Raw genomic sequence first — 24,976 nt, 5'->3', positions numbered from 1 at the left:
GTTCTGAGGTTTTTCTTTTTGAATCTTTGTCAAAGTTTAAAACTTTGACAAAAATCGTATTAGTGATTTATGAAGATTTAGAAAATAATGTAAAATCTAAATTCAAAGATCTAAAATTTTTTAATCGTGTTGTCCGTTAAAATATTCCATCCATTTTCCCTGCACTTTCATGACTTGTTCGATAACGTCTCTTGCGGCGCCTCTTCCGCCTTTTACGTGCGAAATATAACGGCAGATGTTTTTAATTTCAGGAACTGCATCTTGTGGCGAAGCAGGTAAACCAACTAATTTCATTACGTGAAAATCCGGGATATCATCTCCCATATATAAAACCTGCTCTGGTTTGATATTATTAGCTTCTGTATATTCTTTAAAAGTTTTTACTTTATCAGGAGTTCCTAAATGAATATCGGTTATGCCTAAATTTTTAAGCCTTACGCGAACTCCTTCGTTGCTTCCGCCAGAAATAATGCAGACATGATAACCGCTTTCTACAGCTGCTTTCATCGCATAACCGTCACGAATGTTCATCGTACGAAGAATTTCTCCTTCTGTGGTTACAAAAACCGAACTGTCTGTAAGTACGCCATCAACATCAAAAATAAATGTTGTAATGTCGTTCATCATTTCTTTATAACTTTTTGCCATTATGCTGTATAGATTGTGTTAGTATTTTATAAATGTTTTTTTGATTTTCATTGGTAATAAAATCCAAATGAGCATTTGTTGTAACCGAGTCATGGCGTTTTGCGGGGCCGGTCTGTGCATCAATTGGAGCTAATGTTTTTATTTTTTCGGCAGTTTCCTGAATCAAAGGTTTTAATACTTCAAACGGAACCTGATGTTCTTCGCAGATTTCCTGTCCAATTTTATATAAATGATTGGTAAAATTATTCACAAAAACCGCTGCTACATGCAATGCTTTTCTTTGCTCAGAACTTATGGCAAAAACAGCATTCGAAATACTTTTTGCTGCAGTTTCTAAAATAGCAAAATCGTCTTGATTTTCAGCTTCTAAACAAATCGGAATTATAGAAAAATCAACGGCTTTGTTTTTAGAAAATGTCTGCAGAGGATAAAATACACCTTTGCGGTTTTTTGAATTTAAAACATCGATCGAAGTTGTGCCGGAAGTATGTACAACTAATTGATTTTCAAAAGGCAGTTTTTCTGAAACTTCAGCGATAGCATTATCAGAAACCGAAATAATATATAAATCCGTTTTTTTTAATGCCGAAAATTCGGTTACGATTTTCTCTGAATCAAGAAGAGGAATCAAAGCTTCTTTTTTTCTCGAAAATGCCTGTACAATTTCAACAAGAGGGCTTGCTGAAAAGGCTTTTATTAAATGCTGCGCGACATTTCCGGAACCAATTATCGTTATTCGAATCATAATCGCAAAATTAACATTATTTTTTCTAAAGGAAATAAAGATTAGGGAAGTTTGGCCGCAGATTTCACAGATTAAACAGATTTTTATTTTGCCTGTCTTAGAAAAATAAACATGCTTAAAATTATAAAGTGTTCAAAATCAAATTAAAAAATCCGTGTAATCTGTGAAATCTGTGGCCCAAAACTCAATCCGATTATTTGGTTTTTATTAACAAATAACATTTACCTCAAATCAACATTTTTAAGTATTTTTGTGCCACTTTTATACAATGTAATTCCTAAGAAATGGATAAAAAAATATTCTCTTTTTTGTTTTCTACACGATTAATGGCCGTTCTTTTTTTAACATTCGCAATTGCAATGGGTGTTGGAACTTTTATCGAAAGTAAATACAATACCGATACAGCCAGAATTTTGATTTATAATACCTGGTGGTTTGAAGCCATAATGTTCATATTCATGATTAATTTCTTCGGAAACATTAAACGTTATCAATTACTTAAAAAAGAAAAATGGGCTACTTTTTTACTTCACATAGCCTTTGTTTTTATCATTTTAGGAGCTTTTATTACCCGTTATATCAGTTATGAAGGTATGATGCCAATACGTGAAGGAGCGGCAGAAAATCAGATTTTTTCAGATAAAACATTCATAACCGTTTTTGTTGACGGAGAATATAAAGGTGAAATGAAACGCAGGGTTTTTGAAAAAAGCCTTTTGCTTTCACCAGTAACCAACAATGATTTTTCAATTTCAGGAAAATTTGATGAAACTCCGTTTGAAGTTTCGTATTCAAATTATATCATGGGTGCCAAAGAAGTTGTTAAACCGGATCCAAACGGAACTTTATATCTAAAATTAGTTGAAGCCGGTGCAGGCGGACGTGAAGAACATTATCTGAAAGAAGGTGAAGTTCAAAACATTCACAACGTATTATTTGCTTTAAATAAACCTACAGAAGGTGCAATTAACATCAATACTAAAGGAGAAAAGTATACTATTCAAACTCCATTTGAAGGAGAATTTATGCGAATGGCAGATCAGTTAAAAGGAAAAGTTACCAAAGATAACGTTCAGCCTTTAATGATGCGTTCTTTATACAGTATTGGCGATATCAGAATCGTTTTCCCTGATCCAGCTATGAAAGGAAAAGTGGCATACGAATCTAACAATGATTACAAAGCAAAATCGCATACAGATGCTTTAATAGTAAAAGTAAAAGCTGAAGGTCAGGAAAAAGAAGTAATGGTTATGGGCTCTAAAGGAAATGTTGGAGAACCAAAAACAGTTAAAATTGGTAATATCGAATATTCTATTTTCTTTGGAAGTAAAGCTTATATTCTGCCTTTCAAAGTTAAGTTAAACGACTTTATTGCAACTAAATATCCGGGAACTGAAAAAAGTTATTCAGCATTTGAAAGCAAAGTAACCGTTTTAGATTCTGCAGAAACTTTTGACGCTGATATTTATATGAACCACGTTTTAGATCATAAAGGATACCGTTTCTTCCAATCTTCATTTGATCCTGATGAAAAAGGAACTGTTTTATCAGTAAATCATGATTTCTGGGGAACTTCGATTACCTATTTAGGATATTTTATGTTATTCTTTGGTTTAATGGCTATTATGTTTACAAAACATTCACGCTTTGGAGATTTGAAACGTAAACTAGACGCTGTAAATAAGAAAAAAGAAAAACTAATTACCATTTTGGTTTTAATGATTAGTTTAAGCGGTTTTGCACAACAAAATCCTCACATTCACTCGCACGATCACGATCATAATCATACCGCAGATCCAAACGATCATGCCAATCACGTAACCGCTCCGCCAAGTAAAAAGCAATTAGATTCGTTATTGAATATTTACAAAGCTCCAGAAGCGCATGCGGCTAAATTTGGACGTTTGATTATTCAGGATGCAGGAGGAAGGATGAAACCTATTAATACGTTTTCATCTGAATTGCTTAGAAAAGTAAGTCATGACGATACGTATAACGGAATGAATTCTGATCAGGTATTTTTGTCTATGACACAATATGCTCAGGTTTGGATTCAGGTTCCTATTATTTATATTAAGTCAGGAAACGACAGTATTCGTAAAATCATTGGTATCGAAAAAGAAGCAAAATTTGCTCCGTTTGTAAATTTCTTTGATGAAAGCGGAAACTATAAACTTTCTCCTTATTTAGATGCTGCTTACAAAGCCGGAAATCCAAATCAGTTTGAAAAAGATTTTATCGAAACTGATAAAAAAGTAAACTTAATGGAATCTGCTTTAAGCGGAAGTATTTTAAAGATTTTCCCAATTCCAAACGATCCAAACCATAAATGGGTTTCATACTTAGAACGTAATAATAATGGTTTTAAAGGAATGGATTCTACATATGTAAAACAAATTCTGCCATTGTATTTTAGCGCTTTAAACAACGGTTCTATTTCTAAAAACTGGGATACAGCAGATCAGTTGGTGGAAAGTATCAATGGTTTCCAGAAAAAGTTTGGAGAAAAAGTACGTCCGAGTGAGCAAAAAATTGATGCAGAGATTGCTTACAACAAATACGATGTTTTCAAAAAACTACCATATTGGTATATTACAGCATCTATTTTAATGTTGATTTTTACGATTCTGAATATCTTTTTTGAGAAAAAATGGATTCGTATTACCGTTAATTTTTTTCATATTATTGTAGGTCTTTTATTTGCTCTGCATACATTAGGTTTAATTGCACGCTGGTATATTTCTGGCCATGCACCGTGGAGTAATGCTTACGAATCGATTGTTTATGTGGCATGGGCAACTATGTTCTTTGGTTTGGCTTTTGATTTAAAATTAAAAATGCCTACTCTTTCAACGCCAAGAGTAATTTCTACTTTATATGGTTTATTCTATTTAAGAGCAGAAAGTCAATCAAAATTAACTGTTGCATCTTGTGCATTTGTAACGGCTATGATTTTAATGGCGGCTTACATGAACTGGATCGATCCGGAAATTGCAAACTTACAGCCGGTTCTTAATTCTTATTGGTTAATGATTCACGTTGCTGTAATTGTAGCAAGTTACGGTCCGTTTGCATTAGGAATGATTTTAGGTTTTGTTGCTTTGATTTTGATTTTCTTCACAAATGAAAGAAATAAAGCAAAAATGGCTTTAAACGTAAAAGAAATTACTTATATCAACGAAATGGCGTTAACAATTGGTTTAATCATGCTTACAATTGGTAATTTCCTTGGAGGACAATGGGCAAATGAAAGCTGGGGACGTTACTGGGGCTGGGATCCAAAAGAAACATGGGCTTTAATTTCGATTATGGTTTACGCATTTGTAATTCACGCTCGTTTTGTACCGGCTTTACGCGGAAAATGGTTCTTTAATTTAATGAGTATGTTTGCATTTATTTCTATTTTGTTTACCTATTATGGAGTAAATTTCCACTTGGTAGGTTTACACTCTTATGCAAGCGGAGAGGCTCACTCATTAAACTGGATATATTACTGTATGATAACGATCGCTGCAATAGGAGGAATCACTTATCCTAGTTACAGAAAATTCTATAAAACGAAGAAAAAATAAATTCTTAAATTTAAAAAAGGTTCAATTATTAGTTGAACCTTTTTTATTTGAATAATTGATGATTTACTAAAATTTAGTTATGATTAAAACTATTATTACAGCAATTGTGTAGAAAATAATTAAGAATATAAGATGACTCAAAATCGACAAGTATAACGCTTTAATTCTCGAAATCCTGTCAAAGAACTGAATATTTGTCCATAAAATCAAAAGAACATCAATCACATATAAAATTTTGACAAATGAAGTAATTTCGGGTTTTCCGTTAAAATAATATAAAAGAGGAAACGTAAGCAGGTGAGCAAATAATCGTTGTGAAGCCTTAAAAGTATTGAGAACAAAAAACTCAACAAAATTATAACCTTGTTTTCTAAAACAAATAAAAGTTCCAATAGTATATATAGGAATAGTTGCAATTGTAATCCATGAAAAATGGGTAGACATCCATTCATTAAATTCATAATAATTAATCCCGCTGACATCACTGTTATAAGGATATAAATTGATATGAAAATAATGATACATAAAACCGTAAAAAGTAGCCAAAACAACAACCAGCGAAAGCGGTTTAAAATGTCTTACACGTTTCCCTTCTATAAATTCGCGAACAGAATCTCCGGGTCTGGTAAATAATTGTTTTAGAGAATATAATATTCCTTTGTCAAAATGCAATAATCCGTGCTGAATATCGTGCCATAAAAAATGGGCGTTAATTTTATGTGTTTCTGCACTCTGTCCGCAATTGTTACAATAATGTCCTTTATAAATCTGATGGCAGTTTTTACAAGTTATTTCCATAATTAAAAATCATTTAGAATTTAACTTAAAACCATTAGGATACATTATGGCTAACAGCACACAAATCAGTAAAAAGTTATATTCGACACCGTTTCTGCCTCCGCCTACAACAAACCATCCTTCCTGAAAGTGAACCAGAACAATTCCCATTATCAAAATAAAAATGGTAACAAATCCAGCTGGTTTTACATATTTGTTAAGCAGTAAAAGTATTGCTGCAATTATATGAGAAAGTTTAATAGACCACGCCAGAAAAACACCAAAAGGAGCAAAGCCAATTTGATTAAGGTACAAATTTCCAAAATCATTAATACCATTATTGAACATTCCAAAAACAGAATGTGTGAGAAGAATTATTGCAGTTGCAATTCTTAAAAGTAAAGTTCCGTACATAATTTTCAGTTATTAATTCCCTAAATAGAAAAAGCGCATATTAAAAGTACTTAATATGCGCTTTATATTTATCAAATTTTTTGTTTTTAAACTTTCCCTAAAGTATACAATTGATCCATTGTAGGTGTTAGACTTCCGCCGGCTGGCTCTAAAGTAATTCCAAAAGCTTCTGCAGAATCTGTCTGGCTGACTGCGAAGATTTTTTGCTTATTTCCTTCAAAATTATCCAGTAAACCAATACTTGTTGGTGTTAAAACCGGACTTAGTTTTAAAGACCAAACCTGATATACTTTTCCTTTTGGCGGAGCTGGTAAACCAGCAGCATCAATATAAGTTGTTTTTGTCTGCTGATTCCAGTAAACTTTTGCAAAAGAAGTAGGAGAAACTGCCTGACCGCCAAGTGTTACGCCAGTATTTTTAATATCTCTTACAATACTTAAATTTTTCTCAGTTTGTTTATTCTGCTGATCTAAGAAAGCGTATTCTCTTTCTACTTTATTTTTCTCATTTCCAACTTTAGAAATAACTTGTTTTGATTTTGTCAATTCTAAAGTTTGGTATCCAAAACCTAACAACAGTAATACTGCCGCTGCCCAGCCCACATATTGAGTCCAGTTTGATGCAGGTTTTAACTCAACAACCTTACCATGTTTAAGTTCTAAACGAGCTTTAATTTTTTCAAAATTCTCAACAGAGTGGAAAGGAGCAAAACTTGATGATAAAGCTACAATAGCTCTTTCGATCGAAATAATCTCGTCGTCTACTTCTTTGTTGTTTTTAGCCAGTTCGGCTATTTCCAGATTTTCCTTTTCCGTTAGCAGGCCATAAACGTAAAGTTCCAGAATTCCTGATTCAATATATTCTTGTGCTTCCATTATATTTTTAAATAATTTCTTAAATCGTTAATACAGTTTCTGTTTTGAGTTTTGATAGTTCCCAGTGGCAGTGCCAATTCTTCTGAAGCTTCTTGCTGGGTATATCCTTTGAAAAATAACAAATCAATAATCTCTATACATTTAGGTTTCAACTTCTTAACGAATTCCTGAATACCAATTGTATCAATTCGATTGATCAATTTATTACTGTCATCTAACAGATTTACGAAATTATCTGAAGAAAGGTTTTTTTGGCTGTTATTAAAATTTTTGGATCTAAGCTTATCTATTGAGGTATTTCTTGCAATATTCAGGATCCAGGTATAAAATCGGCCTTTACTTTCGTTATAAGAATCGACGTTTTTCCAGATTTTTATAAAAACTTCCTGTAAAACATCTTCAGCTTCTTCACGATTTTTGATAAGTACACTAATGACTGAAAATAAACTTTTGGAGTACATATCGTACAAATGGGTAAAAGCTCTTTCGTCTTTTTTATAAATTAAAACTAACAATTCTTCTTGACTCATAGATTTGGATTTAAAGCTTAAACAAAAATTTATTTCATATAATTTGATAACATGTGATAAAGATAAATCATTTTTTTGTGAAAAATAATATTTTTTTTTGTAGTCTTAACCTTAGTAAAACAAGGGTTTCTCAGAATATTTAGAAAAAAAGTGCAATTTTTTTTACTTTTTTTAAATCCAAAAACAAACCCGTTACGTATATAACATTATAAAAGAAAAATAAGAATTCGATGACAGGAAAAATCTATTTCGAATTAATTTATTAAAAATGAGATTTATGATAAAAGCAGAGAATATCAAAATATTAATTGTGGGTTTAACATCGATTTTATCCCTGATTAATTTTACTAAAAGTGATTTTAGAAAAGAAATTATAAATAATCTGGTTGAAGCTAAATTTTAAGTGAGATAAAAATACTGAATAGTTGATGTCCTTGGACTTCCAACTGAAAATTATAAAATAAAAGACGAAATAATCATGCACTTTTAATCCAACTGAAATTTTCCATTCATAAACGCCATAGATAAATTGAATTAGTATGATTACTATATAAAATAATTTTCATGACAACCGGGGCATCAACTATAATTTTAAAAATATAAAAGAGAAACAATTAATTCATGGTTTGATTTGTTTGTATGGGGGGAAGCCCGGCGTCTGATTAACGCTGGGCTTCATTTTTATTTAACTTATTATTAATAAAAATAATAGAGCTAAAAATATCCATCGCCAGAGATTTTAATTAATTTTATAAAAAATTATACAATGAAAAAAATACTATTTATAGCTTGCAGTGCCTTATTTTTTTTAAGCACGCAAACTGAGGCTCAAACAAGCACAAATAAATTATCTAAATCAGATAAAGCTATGGCAAAAGAAACAATTTATCAGTTTAAGGTTGAAGATTTATCAGGAGACACTTTTGATTTTGCATCTTTAAAAGGTAAAAAAATCATTGTTGTTAATACGGCATCAAAATGCGGATTAACTCCTCAATACAAAGATCTTGAAGCAATTTACAAAGAGTATAAAGACAAAGGTTTGGTAATTGTAGGTTTCCCGGCTAATAATTTTGCATCTCAGGAGCCTGGAACAAACAAAGAAATTGAAACTTTCTGCCAGCAGAATTACGGGGTAACTTTCCCGATGATGAACAAAGTTTCGGTAAAAGGAAGCGATATGTGCGACGTTTATAAATTTTTAACTCAAAAATCTAAAAACGGTTTACAGGATTCTGAAGTTGAATGGAATTTTCAAAAATATCTAATCAACGAAAAAGGAGAATTGGTAAAAGTTATTAAACCTAGAACCTTAGTAACAGATCCAGAAGTTATTAAATGGATTAAGAGCTAGTAAAAAAAACGGAGATTTGAAATTTTTCAAATCTCCGTTTTTTTTTGGTTCTAAGGTTCTAAGGTTCTAAGGTTCTAAGGAGCAAAGGGACAGAGGTTTTTATATACTTTGCAACCTTTGCGTATGTCTTTGAGAACTTTGCGGTTAAACTAAAATCAACTGCATAAAAACCAAATCCAGCCAATGATCAAATTTATATCCAACCTCGCGAATGGTTCCCGTTACTACAAAACCAAATTTTTCATGAAAAGCAATGCTTCCGGCATTATCTGCATCGATGGCGCCAATCATAACGTGAAATCCTTGTTCTTTTGCCAAGCGGATTAATTCAGTCAATAATTTTGATCCAATACCTTTTCCTATAATATTATCCACTACATATACTGAATGTTCTACAGTATATTGATAACCAATTTTTTCACGAAACTGTCCGTAGCTTCCAAAACCAACTACTTCACCATCTAAATCTGCGACAACTACAGGTAAGTTTTTAGCCTTTTTATCTTCAAACCATTTTGTTTGTACTTCAAGAGTTTGAATATCATAACTGTAATTAGCAGTAGTATGAAGAATAGAATGATTTACAATTTCCAGAATTTTTTCTAAATCATTTACTGTGGCCGGTCTTAGTTTTACGTTCATGGTTTTTATTATAGTATTTTGTTTATTTAGAAGAATTGAGTTCTGCGAGCAAAGTATCAACATCTTTGGTGTTCCAGCCCAATTCCTTACCAATTTCTTTGGCATATTTGGCATATTTTACTGCCAGTTTTTTATCTTTTATTTTATTGTAAAGCCTTGCTGCGAGTAAGTTTCCATCATAAGAATCATTTAATTCTAAAGAATGTTTTACCCATGAAATTGCTTTTTTAAGACTTTCAGGATCATCAATATGTTTTAGATACGTTTGTCCAATATCTTTTAAAAAACTGGCATCGTTCCAAACCAGTTTCTCCGTATCATCAAGTGTTACTTTTTTATAAAAATTCCATTTTTCAGTTCGCTCAGCAAGCGTTAAATCAAATTTAAAAACAAGAGAATCCGTTTTTTGCAGTCTGATAGATTTAGCGACTTCTCTTTGTTTATAATAGTTTACCGTATCGAGATTATCAACAAGCGGACGAAGAAGTTCATTTACAATACTTTCAACCTTGCGATCAACGCGATTTTGAGAAGCTACGGCAGCAAATTCTTTTTGATGTTTTAAAACATATTGAAATTCGCGCGAATTAATATCCGTAACTCCATTTGCTATAACACGCCAATTTGTTTCGCTTACCAATTGAGAATCAGATTGTGTTTGAAGATAAATATGAGTAGGAACAGACAATTCAGTTCTGTCTTTTCCTTTTTTTAGCGTATTGAGATAAGCAAAAAACTTGGTTGAATTACTCGGATCAGCCAAAAACTCTTTTTCTAAATAAGGAAGCTGAAAATTTGGATTTAATGCGTAATTTGCTTCTGCCAGAAATTCTGGAGTTTTCATTTCACCTTTTAAAGCATATAATACCGTTTCATTAGAATCTAAAAACAAAAAAGCGGGCAGGGAAGTAGTTTTAAATTTATTTTTAAGCGCCATTCCTTCCTCTTTTTCAATATTTTTCCATACACAGATATAATTCTTGTTCAAAAAGTCCATAACCTTTGGGTCGCTGAAAACTTCTTTTTTCATTAAATTACAATGCGGACACCAATCGGCATACAGCATAACAAAAACTGGTTTGTTTTGTGTTTTAGCATTTTCCAGAGCTGTTTTATAGGTAATTCCGTCAACACTAAACTGATTTTGCGATTGTACAGCCTGAAGTGAAATGAAGAGAAAAAATAAAGATAAGAAACGCATAAAGGGTTTATTTTATTAAAAAAAAATCTGTTTTACAAATATATTCCCTTTTTCTAAAAACAGTCATAATATCTTCCTAATATATAAGTTAAATCAAGCACGAAGTTTGTAACTTTGTATTAGTAAAAGAAAATTTTGAGAGAAAGATTTTCTTTAAAATTTATACACTAATTTAGAATGATTTACCCCAAAATAGCGCTTGCACAAAGCATTATCGAGATTTGTTCAGCAAAAGGAATTCAAAATATTATTATATCTCCAGGCTCGCGAAATGCACCTTTGACGATTGGTTTCGCACAAAATCCAAATTTTAAATGTTATAGTATTGCCGATGAGCGCTGTGCCGCTTTTTTTGCACTGGGAATTGCCCAGCAAACAAAAAAGCCTACTGCAGTTGTTTGTACCTCAGGATCTGCACTACTTAATTATTATCCGGCTGTAGCCGAAGCATTTTACAGTCAGATTCCGTTAATTGTAATATCAGCCGATCGTCCGCAGAGTAAAATTGATATTGGCGACGGACAAACGATTCGTCAGGAAAATGTTTTTTCTAACCATTCTGTTTATAATGCCAATTTAACCGAAGAAGCTTCTGCAGAAAATGATTTGCAAATAAACAAAGCCATAGAAACAGCCATTCTGCAAAAAGGTCCGGTACATATCAATGCGCCGTTTGAAGAACCTTTGTATGAAACTGTTTCAGAGCTTTCGGTAGAACCAAAAATTACGAATATTGAAGAGGTAATTCCAACTAAAATTATCGAAAACAGTGAAGAATTTGTTTCAATCTGGAATTCATCCAAACGAAAATTAATTTTGATTGGAGGAATAAATGATGTTAATTCTGTTGACGATGCTATTCTTGAAAATTTTGCGAAAGATCCTTCGATTGTTGTTCTTACCGAAACAACTTCAAATTTGCATCATCCAAGCTTTATCAATAGTATAGATTCTTTAATAACGCCTTTTGATGACTCTGATTTTAAAGATTTAGAACCAGAAGTTTTAATCACCTTTGGAGGTATGATTGTGTCTAAACGCATTAAAGCTTTTTTACGAAAATATAAACCTGTACATCATTGGCATATAGATACTTTACGTGCTTATGATACATTCAATGCTTTAAGTAAACATTTTGTAATGGAACCGAATGATTTCTTTAAAGATCTGCTTCCAAAAACACAATATGCGACAAGCGATTATTTTTCAAAAATTGATACTATTTATTCTTTAAGAAAGACTAGAAAACAAGAATATCTGAAAAAAATACCCTTTTCTGATTTTAAAGTCTTTGAAAAAATAATTGAATCGCTTCCCAAAAACAGCCAATTGCAAATAAGCAATAGTTCTGCAATTCGTTATGCTCAGTTAATAGATATTGATTCTTCAATTGAAGTTTTTTGTAACAGAGGAACAAGCGGAATTGACGGCAGTACTTCAACTGCAATAGGTGCTGCAGTAGGCAGTGGTAAACAAAATATTTTTATAACAGGCGATATTAGTTTCTTATACGATAGCAATGCACTGTGGAATTCATATATTCCTAAAGATTTCAAAATAATTATAATTAACAACGGCGGCGGAGGAATTTTTAGAATTTTGCCTGGACATGAAGAAAAGCCTGTATTTAATACTTATTTTGAAACTTCGCATCAACTAACAGCAGAACATCTTGCCAAAATGTATAACTGCTCTTACTTTAAGGCTGAAGATTTAGCGTCATTAAAAACCGGATTAGATTCTATGTACGGCATTGATAATGAACCTGTAATATTAGAAGTATTTACGCCGACAAAAGAAAATGATGCGATATTAAAGCAATATTTTAAGGAATTGAAATAATTTTTGTAAGTTAAATATTGTTAAAATTTAGTTTTGATTCATTTTAATTTTTAGATTTGGATACATAAAAAGTAACCAATATTAAAATTATTATGAGCAAAAGAGAAGAATTAATTAAGAAGTATGCTGCTGACTTAAAAGAAAAATGTGGAGTAACTCCAAATATGGATTTATTGACAAAAGTTACAATTGGCTGCGGGCCAGCAATATATAATGACGATGCATCAGTTGTAGCAGGTACTCAGGAATCAGAACTAGAAACAGTAAAAAAGAACTTTTTAGTAAAAAAATTAGGTTTACCAGACAGTCCTGAATTATTTGGAGCAATACATGCAGTATTAGAAAAATACGGAAAATCTAACAAACATAAATACAGAGCTGTTGTATACTATTTATTGACAGTACACTTTAAAAAAGAAAGTGTTTATAAATAAGAAAACTAAAAAGAGCGTCATATAATATGACGCTTTTTGCTTTTATAGCTTCAATCTAAAACATTTTTAGGTTTACCATTTTCAAAGTTCGTACATTTGCAGCTTAAAAGCTTAAACGCTTTTCAAATTAGAATCTTAAGAGAAATGCTTGAAATAGGAAAATACAATACACTTACCATATTACGTGATACCAAAGTGGGGTTATTTTTAGGAAATCCTGAAAGTGATCCTGAAGGAACTCACGATGTTTTATTACCAAATAAATATGTTCCAAACGAATTTGAGATAGGCGAAGAGCTTATTGTTTTTGTTTATTTGGATCATGAACAACGCCCGGTGGCCACTACACTAGAACCTTACATCTTTTTAAATGAATTTGCCCTTTTAAGAGTAAATTATATCAATCAGGTTGGTGCTTTTATGGATTGGGGAATGGAAAAAGATATTTTAGTTCCGTTTAAAGAGCAGGCACGCCCTATGGAAAAAGGCAAACGCTATTTGGTATACTTGTATTTAGATCAAAAAACAAATCGTTTGGTTGCGTCAAGTAAAACCAATCAGTTTTTAAATAACGATCATTTAACCGTTGAAAAAGGAGAAGAAGTTGATTTGATCGTTTCTCACATTACAGAACTTGGAATTAATGTTATTATAAATCAACAGCATAAAGGACTTTTATATAAAGATGAAGTATATGATGATTCTATAAGGACAGGAGATAAATTAAAAGGGTATATTAAAACCATACGTCCGGATAATAAAATCGATGTTGCTTTGCAAATACAAGGTTACCAAAGCATTGAACCGAATGCTGAGAAAATTTTAGCCGAATTAAGAGCCAATCGCGGTTTTTTACGTTTAAATGATAATTCGCATCCTGAAGACATTAAAACAGTTTTAAAAATGAGTAAAAAAACATTTAAAAAAGCTGTAGGTGCTTTGTACAAAGAGAAACTCATTGAAATTAAAGAAGATGGAATTTATCTAATAAAAGATTAAAATCAAATTTCAATATTTTAAATTCCAAATTCCAATACATAACACACTGCATTGGAATTTGGAATTTTTATTTTTTGGAATTTCAAAATATTTATAACAAGAAAGGCTGCTCATTACAAGCAGCCTTTCCCTTTTTATTCTAGTTTTAAAAAAAATTGTAATTAAAAAAAAACAGAAATAAAATAATTCGGATTCATCTTAAAAGTAATGGCTTTACGAATTTTAGAGATTACTTTCGTGATGGTATGTCTTTTAAATAATTAACGCGTTTATCTCAAAAAGCAAAAATTCAATTTCACGGCTAATCCATTTGGTTTAATAAATAATTTTTAGAAAGTTTTAGTTAGCATTTTTTCCTCTTTTCGTAATCAATCTGATACTAATTACAAAACAATTCTAGCGTTTAACCTTAGGTGCTACTATCTCTTCTTTGAAATTCTGACAAACGAATAAATCATTTGCTCATTCTTAACAGGTTTACTATTTAAAACCATAAAAAAATGAGCGACAAATTTTTTAAATTTTCTCAAAAAAATCATTTTTTAGGTTAATAAATCAGTGAAAGAAAATCAATCTTATATCAATAAAATAACTTGTATCTTATTGATTTCTAGGGTGTAAAATTACTTATTATTTTTCTAAACTAATGTTAAAAAGTGTTATTTTTTGTACAAGAACAGTAATTGTTAACATTGAATGAAAAAATAGACCGGACTTAAACAAAAATCAGTAGGTGAAAATGTAAAAAATGCTTTATTTTTACATTATAATTTTTAAAATAAAACAAACAGAAATGGATTGGATTACAGCCAGAGAATTTGAAGATATAACTTATAAAAAATGTAATGGAGTTGCGAGAATAGCCTTTAACAGACCAAATGTTAGAAATGCTTTCAGACCTAAAACAACTTCAGAATTATACCAGGCTTTTTATGATGCACAGGAAGATACTTCAATAGGAGTAGTTTTGCTTTCGGCAGAAGGGCCATCTACAAAAGACGGTGTTTACTCATTTTGCAGCGGAGGTGATCAAAATGCCCGCGGACATCAGGGATATGTTGGTGATGACGGACAGCATAGATTGAATATTCTTGAAGTTCAAAGATTAATTCGTTTTATGCCAAAAGTGGTTATCGCTGTAGTTCCTGGCTGGGCAGTAGGCGGCGGACACAGTTTACATGTTGTTTGCGATATGACTCTGGCAAGTAAAGAACATGCTATTTTTAAACAAACAGATGCTGATGTTACTAGTTTTGACGGAGGTTATGGATCTGCTTATCTTGCTAAAATGGTAGGTCAGAAAAAAGCACGTGAGATTTTCTTTTTAGGAAGAAATTATTCTGCTCAGGAAGCTTTTGAAATGGGAATGGTAAATGCTGTAATTCCACATGATGAACTTGAAGCAACTGCATACGAATGGGCACAGGAAATACTTCAAAAATCTCCAACTTCTATTAAAATGCTAAAATTTGCCATGAACTTAACGGATGACGGAATGGTTGGTCAGCAGGTTTTTGCCGGAGAAGCTACTCGTTTAGCATATATGACAGAAGAAGCTAAAGAAGGAAGAAATGCCTTTTTAGAAAAAAGAAAACCAAATTTTGGTGAAAATAAATGGTTGCCGTAAATGTTTAGATTTTAGATTGCAGATTTTAGATTTTTTAATCTAAAACGGACATCTAGATTCTAGATTTAAAAAAAAAATATTTATTTAGATTGCAGATTTTAGGTTTTTAAAAATAAAAGAATTCAAGAATCTAAATCTAAACTCTAAACTCTAAAATTAAAATATGAAACACTGGATTGAAGCCGCGAGACTGCGCACATTGCCTTTATCAGTTTCGGGAATTATAGTTGGAAGTATTTATGCGCTTTCAAGCCCTACAGAAACAATCAATACACCAACTGAGGTTTTTAGCTGGAAAATTTTTGGTTTTGCACTTCTGACAACACTTGGTTTACAGGTGTTATCAAATTTTGCAAATGATTACGGCGATGGAGTAAAAGGTACCGATAATGCTGACAGAGTTGGGCCGCAGCGCGCTATTCAAAGTGGGGTTATTACACCTCAGGCAATGAAAAAAGCCATAATCATAACATCGGTTTTAACTTTATTATCAGCCATAATCCTTATTTATTTTGCTTTTGGAAAAGACAATTTCGCTTATTCTATTTTTTTCCTGCTATTAGGAATTGCAGCGATTATTTCCGCAATTCGTTATACAGTAGGTAATTCAGCTTACGGATATAAAGGATTTGGAGATTTGTTTGTTTTTATTTTTTTCGGACTTGTAAGTACATTAGGTGTAAACTTTTTGTATTCAAAAGAAGTAGATCCGCTTTTAATTCTTCCGGCAGTTTCAATTGGTTTATTGAGCGTTGGGGTTTTAAACTTAAACAACATGCGCGATGAAGAATCAGACAAAAAATCCGGAAAAAACACGATTGTAGTTAAAATAGGCGGAGCAAAAGCTAAAATTTATCATTTTGCATTAATCATTACAGCTATGTTATTAGTTGTGATTTTTGCTCTTTTAAGCGATTATCGTTTCGATCAATATTTGTTTTTATTGGCTTATATTCCTTTAACTAAACATTTAATTACCGTTTATAAAAATCAAAACCCTAAGCTTTTAGATCCGGAATTAAAAAAACTGGCGCTTAGCACATTTTTGCTTTCTATATTATTAACTGTCTGCATGATTTCATTAATTGCTGACATATTTGTAAATCTTTTTCTTGGAGGAAGATAATTTAGGTTGAACTTAAAAATTTGAAAAAATGAAAATAACATTTTACGGACACGCCTCTCTGGCAATTGAAGTTGGAGGAAAACATATTATTGTTGACCCTTTTATTTCAGGAAACCCACAGGCAGCGGCTATCGATATAAATTCTTTAAAAGCAGATTATATTTTACTTACACATGCGCATACAGATCACGTTTTAGACGTTGAGACCATTGCAAAAAATACCAATGCAGTTATTGTTTCTAATGCTGAAATTACAAGTTATTACGCAAAAAAAGGATTCAATGCGCACCCAATGAACCATGGCGGGAGCTGGAAATTTGATTTCGGAAAAGTAAAATATGTAAACGCAATACATTCAAGCTCTTTCCCTGACGGAAGTTATGGAGGAAATCCCGGTGGTTTTGTAATCGAAGGAGAACACAAAAACATCTACATTGCCGGAGATACAGCTCTTACAATGGATATGAAACTGATTCCGTTAAGAACTAAATTAGATTTAGCTATTCTGCCAATTGGAAATAACTTTACAATGGATGTTGAAGATGCTATCATTGCCTCTGATTTTGTGGAATGTGATAAAATTTTAGGCTATCATTTTGATACTTTTGGTTATATCGAAATTAACCACGAAGAATCAATTCGTAAATTCTTTGATAAAGGAAAAGATTTAATGCTTTTAGGAATCGGAGAATCTATAGAATTATAAAAAACGATCATTTTACGGCTTTCTGGTAACTCATCAGGAAGCCGTAAAAATATTATTTCTATACAGAGGTAAAATATAATACCGATTTTTGGCACAATATATGTCAGAATTAATAAAAAGAAATCATTCAAATTTGATTAATCTGTGACCAAAAAAATATCAAAGAAAAACATGAATTTCAAAAGAATATTTTTAGTTCTATTAATTACTTCTTCATGCAGTATTTTTGCCCAAAAAGACGGTTATTGGGATAAAGAACGTGCTACAACAAAAGAAATTTTAGTTTCTGCCGGTAATCGTATCGTTGTAAAAACTGAAGATATGCCTGTTGGAACAACCGAAATTGTCTACAGAATTACACTTCTCGACAAAAATCAGCAAATGGCAAACAGTTTGGTTTCACTACTGAAATCAATTCCGGATCCTTACGGAATAGGGCAGGGATCGGCTGGAGCTGTTTTTTTAATGTCTAAAATTTCAGGTGATGATCAGTGTACGTATTCGCTTTTTACTTCAAATGAAAATGCAAAAAAATATGTTGCTGATGGTAAAATAGACGCTGCTTGTTACTCTCAGTCAGAGCCGGTTAGTAAAGATGCTAAAAGAATTTCATTAGATAAAAATTCGTGTTTAAAAGAAAACACAACCAATATTTGGTTTGGTTTTGAAAGTAAAAATTGGTTTTTAAGTCAAAAAGTAGTTTTAGAAGTCGTGCCGTGGGTTGACGTAAAACTAAACCGAGGCTGGAATCAGGATAACAAGAACGAAATTATAAGTCTTTGTAAAACATCGACAATGGCTCAAAAAATGGCCAATTCTGATGATTTCTGCGTTTGTATTTTGGATAAGATAATGAAAGAATACCGTTATGCGGAATTTCAAAAATTATTAGCCGTAGAAAAAACAAAAGTGTATAAAGATTTTGGTAACGCTTGTTACAAAGATGCCGATATTTCTAAAAATATTTATAATGATTTAAGAAATCAGGCGTCGTCATTAATTAAACAGCAAAAATACAACGAAGCAATCCAAAAACTAACAACTATTGTTAACGACGGAAAAGCTTCTGCATTAGACTACAGCTCTTTAGGCTATTGTTACATTTTGACAAAACAATATGCGAAAGCATTAAAATTTTTGCAGGACGGAGAAAAACTGGATGATACTGAATTGCTTATAAAATTAAATCTGGCCCACGTTTATTTAGTCAGCAATAATTACAGTGATGCAAAAGCAATTTACAAAAAATATCAGGATCAGAACGTGACCAATAATGTAAGCTGGAAAGATAAAACAAAAGCTGATTTCGCTCTTTTTGAAAAAGCCGGATTACCATCAAAAGACTTCGAAAAAATCTTAAAATTTTTTAATTAAGGTACTAAGATACTGAGCCTCTAAGGTTCTAAGGTTTTAAAGCTTAGAATATCAGCATCTTAGTATCTCAGTACCTTAGAACCTTAGCACCTTTAAAAAAAATGAACGCTTCCTACCATAAATATATGCTCGAGTTTAAACGTCCGTCAGGAACGTCACGTGGCATTATGACCGAAAAAGAAACCTGGTTTATTGTTCTGGAAGAAAACGGTAAAAGAGGAATAGGGGAATGCGGTATTCTTCGTGGTTTAAGCGCAGATGATCGCGACGATTACGAAGAAAAACTAAAATGGACTTGCGAAAATATTCATTTAGGAGAATCTGTACTTTGGCAGGAGTTACTTGAATTTCCGTCCATTCAGTTTGGAATTGAAATGGCTTTTTTGTCATTAAAAAGTGAAAATCCATATGTGTTATTTCCTTCAGAATTTACCAATAATTCTAAATCGATCGAAATAAACGGTTTAGTCTGGATGGGAGAACCTGCTTTTATGAAACAGCAGATTGAAGAAAAATTAGCAGATGGTTTTAGTTGTATAAAACTTAAAATTGGCGCTATCGATTTTCAAAAAGAGCTTGATTTATTAGCCTTTATAAGAAGCCATTTTTCTGCTGAAGAAATAGAAATACGTGTTGATGCAAACGGTGCTTTTTCTGTAACTGAAGCTTTAGATAAACTGAATCAATTAAATAAATTTCAGCTGCATAGCATTGAACAGCCTATTAAAAGTGGTAACCCTAAAGCAATGGCAGAATTGTGTAAAATAACACCATTTCCGATAGCATTAGATGAAGAACTTATTGGCATTTTTTCATTTGAAAATAAAGAAAAACTTCTACAAGAAATACAGCCTCAATACATCATTTTGAAACCAAGTTTTATTGGAGGTTTTAAAGGAACACAAGAGTGGATTACCTTGGCTGAAAAATACAATATTGGCTGGTGGATTACATCGGCATTAGAAAGCAATATTGGTCTTAATGCCATCGCGCAATGGACATTTACTTTAAACTCAAAAATGCCTCAGGGATTAGGAACCGGAGCTCTTTATACCAATAATTTTGATTGTCCGCTGAAAGTTTCTCAAGGAAAACTTTGGTATACATCAGAAAGTTGGAGTGAGGATATTTTTTGGAAGGTTCAAAGAGACAAAGGTGCAGAGTGACAAAGGTTTTTTCTTGAGGTTCTGAGTTACTAAGACACTAAGTTTCTAAGATTTTGATTTATAGAAATACAAAGATTCTAAAAGAGCCAAAGGCTCACAGCAACAAAGGTAAAAAGCTTTGTTTCTTTGTTTCTTTGTCTCTTTGAACCTTCCAAAAAATTACTCTTTTCCGCCAAGAAGATTTTCCTGCAAGTCTTTTAAATCCTGCCATTTACCTTCGTAAGCCAGTAAAGCTTGCTTAGCCCACGTACTCGGATTGTGAATCGCATAGTTTTCTCCTCCGGCGTCCAGAATTGATTGCAATTTTTCTGTAGAAGATTCAGAAAGATCATACCAGGTTTTGATTCCAGCTTCATTAAACAAAGCTTCTATTTTAGGACCAATTCCTTCCACAATTTTCAAATCATCTTGTTTTATTTTTTTCCCTAAAACATTTTCAGCCAAAGCACTATCAAAAGCTATTTTAGGAACTTCGGCTATAAAAGATTTTGGTACAGAAGCCGAAACCTTGGCATGAGCCGCAGCTAAATCTGCCTCAAGAGAAGAAATTTTGGTATTCAAACTTTTCGTATTCGCTTTACAGGCATCTAAATCAGCCTGAAGAGTTGTTGAAAGTGAATCATCTTCTTTTGAATTTAATTTTCCTAGCAGGTAACCCAAAATTCCGCAGATTATACCCACTATAATCGGTATTAAAATATATGGTAAATTCATAATCAGTATGTTTTTAATTATTTGATAGTGATAACAGTTCTTCTGTTACTGGCCTTTCCGTCAACGGTAGAATTATCACCCACAGGTTCATCCGGGCCTTGAGACTCCGTTGCAATTCGTGACGCTTCGATGCCGTTTTTAATTAAGTAATTCTTAGAAAATTCAGCTCGTTTTTGAGCCAGGGCAATATTTAAATCCCTGTTTCCAACATTATCGCTGTGTCCAACAATTACCACAGAAGCATCTTTTACGTTTTTTAAATATTCAATGATATCAGCCACTTTTTGATGTTCATTATTGTTTAAATTAAAACTCGACTTATTTGTATTGAAATAAAGAATTAATGGGTCAGCGTTAATTTTTTCTTTTAATGCAGTCCAGTTGTCAGATTTTGTTTCAACACTTTCAAATTTATATTCAACAGGACCAATCAACGTATCGGCAATTGTTTTCCAGCTATTCAGAATTTCTCCTTTGGTATTTAACTGAGAAGAAGCCAAGCCTTTAGAAATGAAATAATTCCTGACATTATCAGCCCGTGCTAAGCCAAGATTTTCAAACTTAGTAGTATTAGTTTCGTCAGAGGTTGCGTAGCCTGTTATAGTTATTTTTTGGGATGAATTAGAAACTAAAAAGGCTTTTAACTTTTTAATACCAATAATAATTGAGTCGCTAATAGGCTGAATTAAAAGAGAATTATTCTTCAAAAATTTAAAATTATCATTTACCTGATATTTAAATCCGGAACCATTCAGCATAAAAGGGACATAATTATCGTTCTTAACCAACACAGGCTTTTTTTTTACAGAATCAGCCTCCGTTTGAGTCAAACCGCAGTTGCAGCACAATTTTATGTACAAAAAAGTACCTAAAATTATAGTGAGGGCAATGCCTAAAATGTAAAGTGCTTTTTTTGACATAAGTAAGAAAATTAAGGTTATATCAAATTTAGCGAAAATAAAACATGCAAAGCGTTAATAATCAGCTAATTTGGTTGCATTTTATACCGCTTAAAATGCAAACGAAAACCAATAAAAAAGGACTAGTTTTTAGAAAACCGGATTTCATGACTGAATTAATTTGAGTAACTTGCAGTAAAATAAAATTTAGACTTAAAATGCTCGAAATAGAAAGAAAGTTTCTTGTAAAATCAGACGATTTTAAAGAACAGGCATTTGCAAAAAATAAAATTGCACAAGGTTATTTGAGCTCAATTCCTGAACGGACTGTCCGTGTAAGAATTAAAGGAGAAAAAGCTTTTTTGACCATTAAAGGAATTGGAAATCAAGGTGGATTATCGCGTTTTGAATGGGAAAATCAAATTCCGCTTGATGAGGCTCTTGAATTGCTTAAATTATGCGAAACAGGCAAAATTGAAAAAACACGCTATGAAATTAAATCCGGGAATCATATTTATGAAGTGGATGAATTTTATGGAGAAAACGAAGGATTAATAATGGCTGAAATTGAACTGCAGTCTGAAACAGAAAGTTTTGAAAAACCAGAATGGCTTGGAGAAGAAGTAACCAATGATGAAAGATATTACAATGCCTATTTGAGTAAAAATCCTTTTAAAAATTGGGAAAAATAATTATGACTGATCAATATGATTTAATTATTGTAGGCGGCGGACCAATCGGGCTTGCTTGTGCGATAGAAGCTCAAAAGAAAAATTTAAAATATTTAATCATAGAAAAAGGAGCGATTGTAAACAGTATTTTCAATTATCCTTTGTATATGACTTTTTTCTCGACTGCAGAAAGATTAGAAATTGGAGATATTCCGTTTAATTGTTTAGCTCCAAAACCCGGTCGTCAGGAAGCTTTAGAATATTATAGAAATATTCATCGTTATTTTAATTTTAATATCAATTTATTCGAAAAAGTAACTGGAATTATAAAAACACAAACTTCTGTTTTTGAAGTTGCAACGGATAAAAATTCATACAAAGCCAAAAATGTAGTTATTGCAACGGGATTTTATGATATTCCAATTTTGATAAATGTAAAAGGTGAAGAATTGCCAAAAGTTCGTCATTATTATAAAGAAGCTCATGAATATGCTTTTAGAAATATTTTAGTTGTTGGAGCAAATAATTCTTCAGTCGATGCCGCACTGGAATGCTGGAGAAAAGGTGCCAATGTTACCATGGTAATTCGTAAAAGCGAAATCAATAGCAGAGTAAAATATTGGGTTAAACCTGATGTAGAAAACAGAATTGCCGAAGGAAGTATAAAAGCGTATTTTGAATCTAATATCACTGAAATAAGAGAAAATGAAGTTGAAATTGAAACTCCTGACGGAAAAATTACAATCGAAAATGATTTTGTTTTAGCCTTAACGGGTTATAAACCAGATCTGAACTTTCTTGAAAATAGTGGTATTCAGCTTTCAAAAGATGAATTGAAAATTCCGGTCTATAATCCTGAAACCATGGAAACTAATGTTGAAGGTTTATTTTTGGCTGGTGTTGTCTGCGGAGGAATGCAGACGCATAAATGGTTTATTGAAAACTCAAGAATTCACGCTAATATGATTGTGGATTATATTACTTCGAAATAGTTTTTTTCGCCACGAATTCACTAATTAATATTTTGCCAGTTATAAAAAACAAAATTCGTGAATTCGTGGCTGAAAAAATTAAGAGCTGCAAGAAAGCATTGAGCAGCCAACTTTGGTTCGTGCCCAGTCTGGTCGTTTTGCAAACCATTTTTCATATTCTGGCTGCTCGTCATAAGGTTTTTGCAAAAGAGTATACAACTCATTGATAAGTGAATAATCTTCTTTATCTGCAGCATCAATAGCTAATTGTGCCATGTAATTTCGCAGTACATATTTAGGATTGACTGAATTCATTTTTTGAGCACGATCTTCATCAAACAAATCTTCATTTTTTAATCTTTTTAAATAATCAGCAAACCATTTTTTCCAGGTTTCCAGAATTTCTCCTGAAACATCATCTTTCTTATAAAATGAAAATTCAATCTTTTCAATTGCTTTTTCAACAGAATCAGACTTTTTAACGGAACTTAAATTTCTAAAAAAAATCGTCATATCTGTTTCTGTCAATTGCAAGTTGGTTTCTAAATCATCGATTAAATTATTATCAGTTTCTCTTGAAGTAAATATTCCTAATTTGCTTAAAAACATTTCTTTATAATCTTTAATAAAATCATCCATGAATGATTCTAAGATTTTTTCTAATTGTTCAGTTTCATTAATTAAAGGATAAATCGCATTTGCCAATTGGTATAAATTCCATTGTGCAACCTGCGGCTGATTTCCAAATCGGTATCTTCTGTTTTGACTGTCTGTCGTATTTGGTGTCCAGTTTGGATCGTAATTTTCAAGCCATCCGTATGGTCCGTAATCAATCGTAATTCCGTGAATCGACATATTATCCGTATTCATCACACCATGAACAAAACCAACTCTTTGCCAGTGCAAAATCATTTCACGAGTAGTATCTGCCACCTTTTTAAAGAACTGAATGTATTGTTCTTTTGGTTCTCCGGTAATTTTCGGGAAATAATGTTTGATGGTATATTCAACAAACTGTTTTAAATTTTTAAGCTCATTTCGGGCAGTCAGCATTTCAAAACTTCCAAAACGAATAAAAGATGGAGCCACACGACAAACAATAGCACCTTTTTCATAAGCCGGATTTCCATTGTATAAAATATCACGCAAAACCTGATCTCCCGAAAGAATCAAAGAAAGTGATCGGGTAGTGGGAACGCCCAAATTATACATAGCTTCGGCACATAAATATTCTCTTATTGAAGAGCGTAAAACGGCTAAACCATCAGCGGTTCTCGAATAAGGAGTTTTTCCTGCTCCTTTTAACTGAAGTGTAAAAAACTGATTGTTATGTTCAACTTCGGTTAAATTAATAGCGCGGCCGTCGCCCAATTGTCCGGCCCAGTTTCCAAACTGATGTCCTGCATAACACATGGCGTACGGCTGTGTTTCAGGAAGAATTTCTTTTCCTGAAAAAACATTTAAAAATTCCTCTGACTGAATTTCATTTTTTGAGATTCCAATTAACCCGGCAACTTCTTCGGATGCATGAATTAGTTGAGGATTTGAAGGTTTTGTTGGATTTACATACGAAAATGAAGTGTTTTTTACCTGACGGATTTCATTCGTTAAATCAGGATCTGCAGGTAATTCGGCAGTAAATCGATTATTTATTTTTAAATTTTTCATTTGAGTTTTTATATTGGGCCA

At 32.2% G+C, this 24,976-nt stretch carries 24 protein-coding genes; 13 read left to right on the top strand and 11 right to left on the bottom strand.

Annotated features, from left to right (window positions below):
- Positions 1-120: 120 nt before the first annotated feature.
- On the bottom strand, positions 121-648 hold the full coding sequence (locus ABDW27_RS01020; protein ID WP_343694200.1) for an HAD-IIIA family hydrolase: 528 nt from the start codon (positions 646-648) through the stop codon (positions 121-123).
- Complete coding sequence (locus ABDW27_RS01015) at positions 632-1,393, bottom strand: Rossmann-like and DUF2520 domain-containing protein (protein WP_343694199.1); 762 nt, start codon at positions 1,391-1,393, stop codon at positions 632-634. The genes ABDW27_RS01020 and ABDW27_RS01015 overlap by 17 nt, the downstream gene beginning before the upstream one ends.
- Before the next feature lie 284 nt (positions 1,394-1,677).
- Between ABDW27_RS01015 and ccsA the strand changes: the two genes are divergently transcribed.
- Complete coding sequence (gene ccsA / locus ABDW27_RS01010) at positions 1,678-4,965, top strand: cytochrome c biogenesis protein CcsA (RefSeq protein ID WP_343694198.1); 3,288 nt, start codon at positions 1,678-1,680, stop codon at positions 4,963-4,965.
- A 66-nt stretch (positions 4,966-5,031) separates the two neighbouring features.
- Here ccsA and ABDW27_RS01005 read toward each other — a convergent pair whose 3' ends face one another.
- The 4 genes from ABDW27_RS01005 to ABDW27_RS00990 all read right to left on the bottom strand — a co-directional run bounded on the left by ABDW27_RS01005 (position 5,032) and on the right by ABDW27_RS00990 (position 7,561).
- Positions 5,032-5,763, bottom strand: a complete 732-nt coding sequence (locus ABDW27_RS01005) for a DUF3667 domain-containing protein (RefSeq protein WP_343694197.1) — start codon at positions 5,761-5,763, stop codon at positions 5,032-5,034.
- Positions 5,764-5,772: 9 nt separating this feature from the next.
- The gene (locus ABDW27_RS01000; protein ID WP_343694196.1) at positions 5,773-6,156 is read right to left on the bottom strand and encodes a DoxX family protein; all 384 of its coding nucleotides are present in this window, start codon (positions 6,154-6,156) and stop codon (positions 5,773-5,775) included.
- Positions 6,157-6,242: 86 nt separating this feature from the next.
- Positions 6,243-7,031 carry an anti-sigma factor gene (locus ABDW27_RS00995; protein WP_343694195.1) on the bottom strand — a complete coding sequence of 263 codons (789 nt, stop codon included), beginning with the start codon at positions 7,029-7,031 and terminating at the stop codon, positions 6,243-6,245.
- Positions 7,031-7,561, bottom strand: coding sequence for a sigma-70 family RNA polymerase sigma factor (locus ABDW27_RS00990; protein ID WP_343694194.1), 531 nt, complete (start codon positions 7,559-7,561; stop codon positions 7,031-7,033). The genes ABDW27_RS00995 and ABDW27_RS00990 overlap by 1 nt, the downstream gene beginning before the upstream one ends.
- 277 nt (positions 7,562-7,838) lie before the next feature.
- Between ABDW27_RS00990 and ABDW27_RS00985 the strand changes: the two genes are divergently transcribed.
- Positions 7,839-7,964: a hypothetical protein gene (locus ABDW27_RS00985; protein ID WP_343694193.1), complete on the top strand. Its 126-nt coding sequence runs from the start codon at positions 7,839-7,841 to the stop codon at positions 7,962-7,964.
- Positions 7,965-8,327: 363 nt separating this feature from the next.
- Positions 8,328-8,915 (top strand): glutathione peroxidase, encoded by a 588-nt coding sequence (locus tag ABDW27_RS00980; RefSeq protein ID WP_343694192.1) that lies wholly within the window; start codon positions 8,328-8,330, stop codon positions 8,913-8,915.
- Positions 8,916-9,059: 144 nt separating this feature from the next.
- On the opposite strand, the gene ABDW27_RS00975 is transcribed toward ABDW27_RS00980, so the two are convergent.
- The gene (locus ABDW27_RS00975) at positions 9,060-9,557 is read right to left on the bottom strand and encodes an N-acetyltransferase family protein (RefSeq protein ID WP_343694191.1); all 498 of its coding nucleotides are present in this window, start codon (positions 9,555-9,557) and stop codon (positions 9,060-9,062) included.
- A 22-nt stretch (positions 9,558-9,579) separates the two neighbouring features.
- Positions 9,580-10,758, bottom strand: a complete 1,179-nt coding sequence (locus ABDW27_RS00970; protein WP_343694190.1) for a thioredoxin family protein — start codon at positions 10,756-10,758, stop codon at positions 9,580-9,582.
- Positions 10,759-10,935: 177 nt separating this feature from the next.
- Between ABDW27_RS00970 and menD the strand changes: the two genes are divergently transcribed.
- The 8 genes from menD to ABDW27_RS00930 all read left to right on the top strand — a co-directional run bounded on the left by menD (position 10,936) and on the right by ABDW27_RS00930 (position 20,032).
- Complete coding sequence (menD, locus tag ABDW27_RS00965; protein ID WP_343694189.1) at positions 10,936-12,600, top strand: 2-succinyl-5-enolpyruvyl-6-hydroxy-3-cyclohexene-1-carboxylic-acid synthase; 1,665 nt, start codon at positions 10,936-10,938, stop codon at positions 12,598-12,600.
- 92 nt (positions 12,601-12,692) lie between these two features.
- Positions 12,693-13,034 (top strand): DUF2853 family protein, encoded by a 342-nt coding sequence (locus ABDW27_RS00960; protein WP_343694188.1) that lies wholly within the window; start codon positions 12,693-12,695, stop codon positions 13,032-13,034.
- 144 nt (positions 13,035-13,178) lie between these two features.
- Complete coding sequence (locus ABDW27_RS00955) at positions 13,179-14,033, top strand: S1-like domain-containing RNA-binding protein (RefSeq protein ID WP_343694187.1); 855 nt, start codon at positions 13,179-13,181, stop codon at positions 14,031-14,033.
- A gap of 793 nt (positions 14,034-14,826) precedes the next feature.
- Positions 14,827-15,660: a 1,4-dihydroxy-2-naphthoyl-CoA synthase gene (locus tag ABDW27_RS00950; RefSeq protein ID WP_012024845.1), complete on the top strand. Its 834-nt coding sequence runs from the start codon at positions 14,827-14,829 to the stop codon at positions 15,658-15,660.
- Between the two features lie 163 nt (positions 15,661-15,823).
- Positions 15,824-16,786 (top strand): 1,4-dihydroxy-2-naphthoate octaprenyltransferase, encoded by a 963-nt coding sequence (gene menA / locus ABDW27_RS00945; protein ID WP_343694186.1) that lies wholly within the window; start codon positions 15,824-15,826, stop codon positions 16,784-16,786.
- A 28-nt stretch (positions 16,787-16,814) separates the two neighbouring features.
- Positions 16,815-17,492: a metal-dependent hydrolase gene (locus ABDW27_RS00940; RefSeq protein WP_343694185.1), complete on the top strand. Its 678-nt coding sequence runs from the start codon at positions 16,815-16,817 to the stop codon at positions 17,490-17,492.
- A gap of 171 nt (positions 17,493-17,663) precedes the next feature.
- Positions 17,664-18,866 (top strand): hypothetical protein, encoded by a 1,203-nt coding sequence (locus tag ABDW27_RS00935; RefSeq protein ID WP_343694184.1) that lies wholly within the window; start codon positions 17,664-17,666, stop codon positions 18,864-18,866.
- 101 nt (positions 18,867-18,967) lie between these two features.
- On the top strand, positions 18,968-20,032 hold the full coding sequence (locus ABDW27_RS00930; RefSeq protein ID WP_343694183.1) for an o-succinylbenzoate synthase: 1,065 nt from the start codon (positions 18,968-18,970) through the stop codon (positions 20,030-20,032).
- 159 nt (positions 20,033-20,191) lie between these two features.
- On the opposite strand, the gene ABDW27_RS00925 is transcribed toward ABDW27_RS00930, so the two are convergent.
- Together ABDW27_RS00925 and ABDW27_RS00920 are read right to left on the bottom strand one after the other, a co-directional pair.
- Positions 20,192-20,746, bottom strand: a complete 555-nt coding sequence (locus tag ABDW27_RS00925) for a hypothetical protein (protein ID WP_343694182.1) — start codon at positions 20,744-20,746, stop codon at positions 20,192-20,194.
- 17 nt (positions 20,747-20,763) lie between these two features.
- Complete coding sequence (locus tag ABDW27_RS00920; protein ID WP_343694181.1) at positions 20,764-21,666, bottom strand: OmpA family protein; 903 nt, start codon at positions 21,664-21,666, stop codon at positions 20,764-20,766.
- A 197-nt stretch (positions 21,667-21,863) separates the two neighbouring features.
- On the opposite strand from ABDW27_RS00920, the gene ABDW27_RS00915 reads away from it, so the two are divergent.
- Both ABDW27_RS00915 and ABDW27_RS00910 read left to right on the top strand, forming a co-directional pair.
- Entirely contained in the window at positions 21,864-22,337 is a 474-nt protein-coding gene (locus ABDW27_RS00915; RefSeq protein WP_343694180.1) for a CYTH domain-containing protein, read from the top strand.
- 2 nt (positions 22,338-22,339) lie between these two features.
- Positions 22,340-23,308 carry a YpdA family putative bacillithiol disulfide reductase gene (locus ABDW27_RS00910; RefSeq protein ID WP_343695264.1) on the top strand — a complete coding sequence of 323 codons (969 nt, stop codon included), beginning with the start codon at positions 22,340-22,342 and terminating at the stop codon, positions 23,306-23,308.
- A gap of 78 nt (positions 23,309-23,386) precedes the next feature.
- Here the strand turns inward: ABDW27_RS00910 and ABDW27_RS00905 are convergent, their stop codons facing one another.
- Positions 23,387-24,955: a YdiU family protein gene (locus ABDW27_RS00905; protein WP_343694179.1), complete on the bottom strand. Its 1,569-nt coding sequence runs from the start codon at positions 24,953-24,955 to the stop codon at positions 23,387-23,389.
- Positions 24,956-24,976 lie beyond the last annotated feature (21 nt).

The organism is Flavobacterium sp. (assembly GCF_039595935.1).
GTDB lineage: Bacteria > Bacteroidota > Bacteroidia > Flavobacteriales > Flavobacteriaceae > Flavobacterium.
This window is presented reverse-complemented; position numbering and strand designations above follow the sequence as displayed.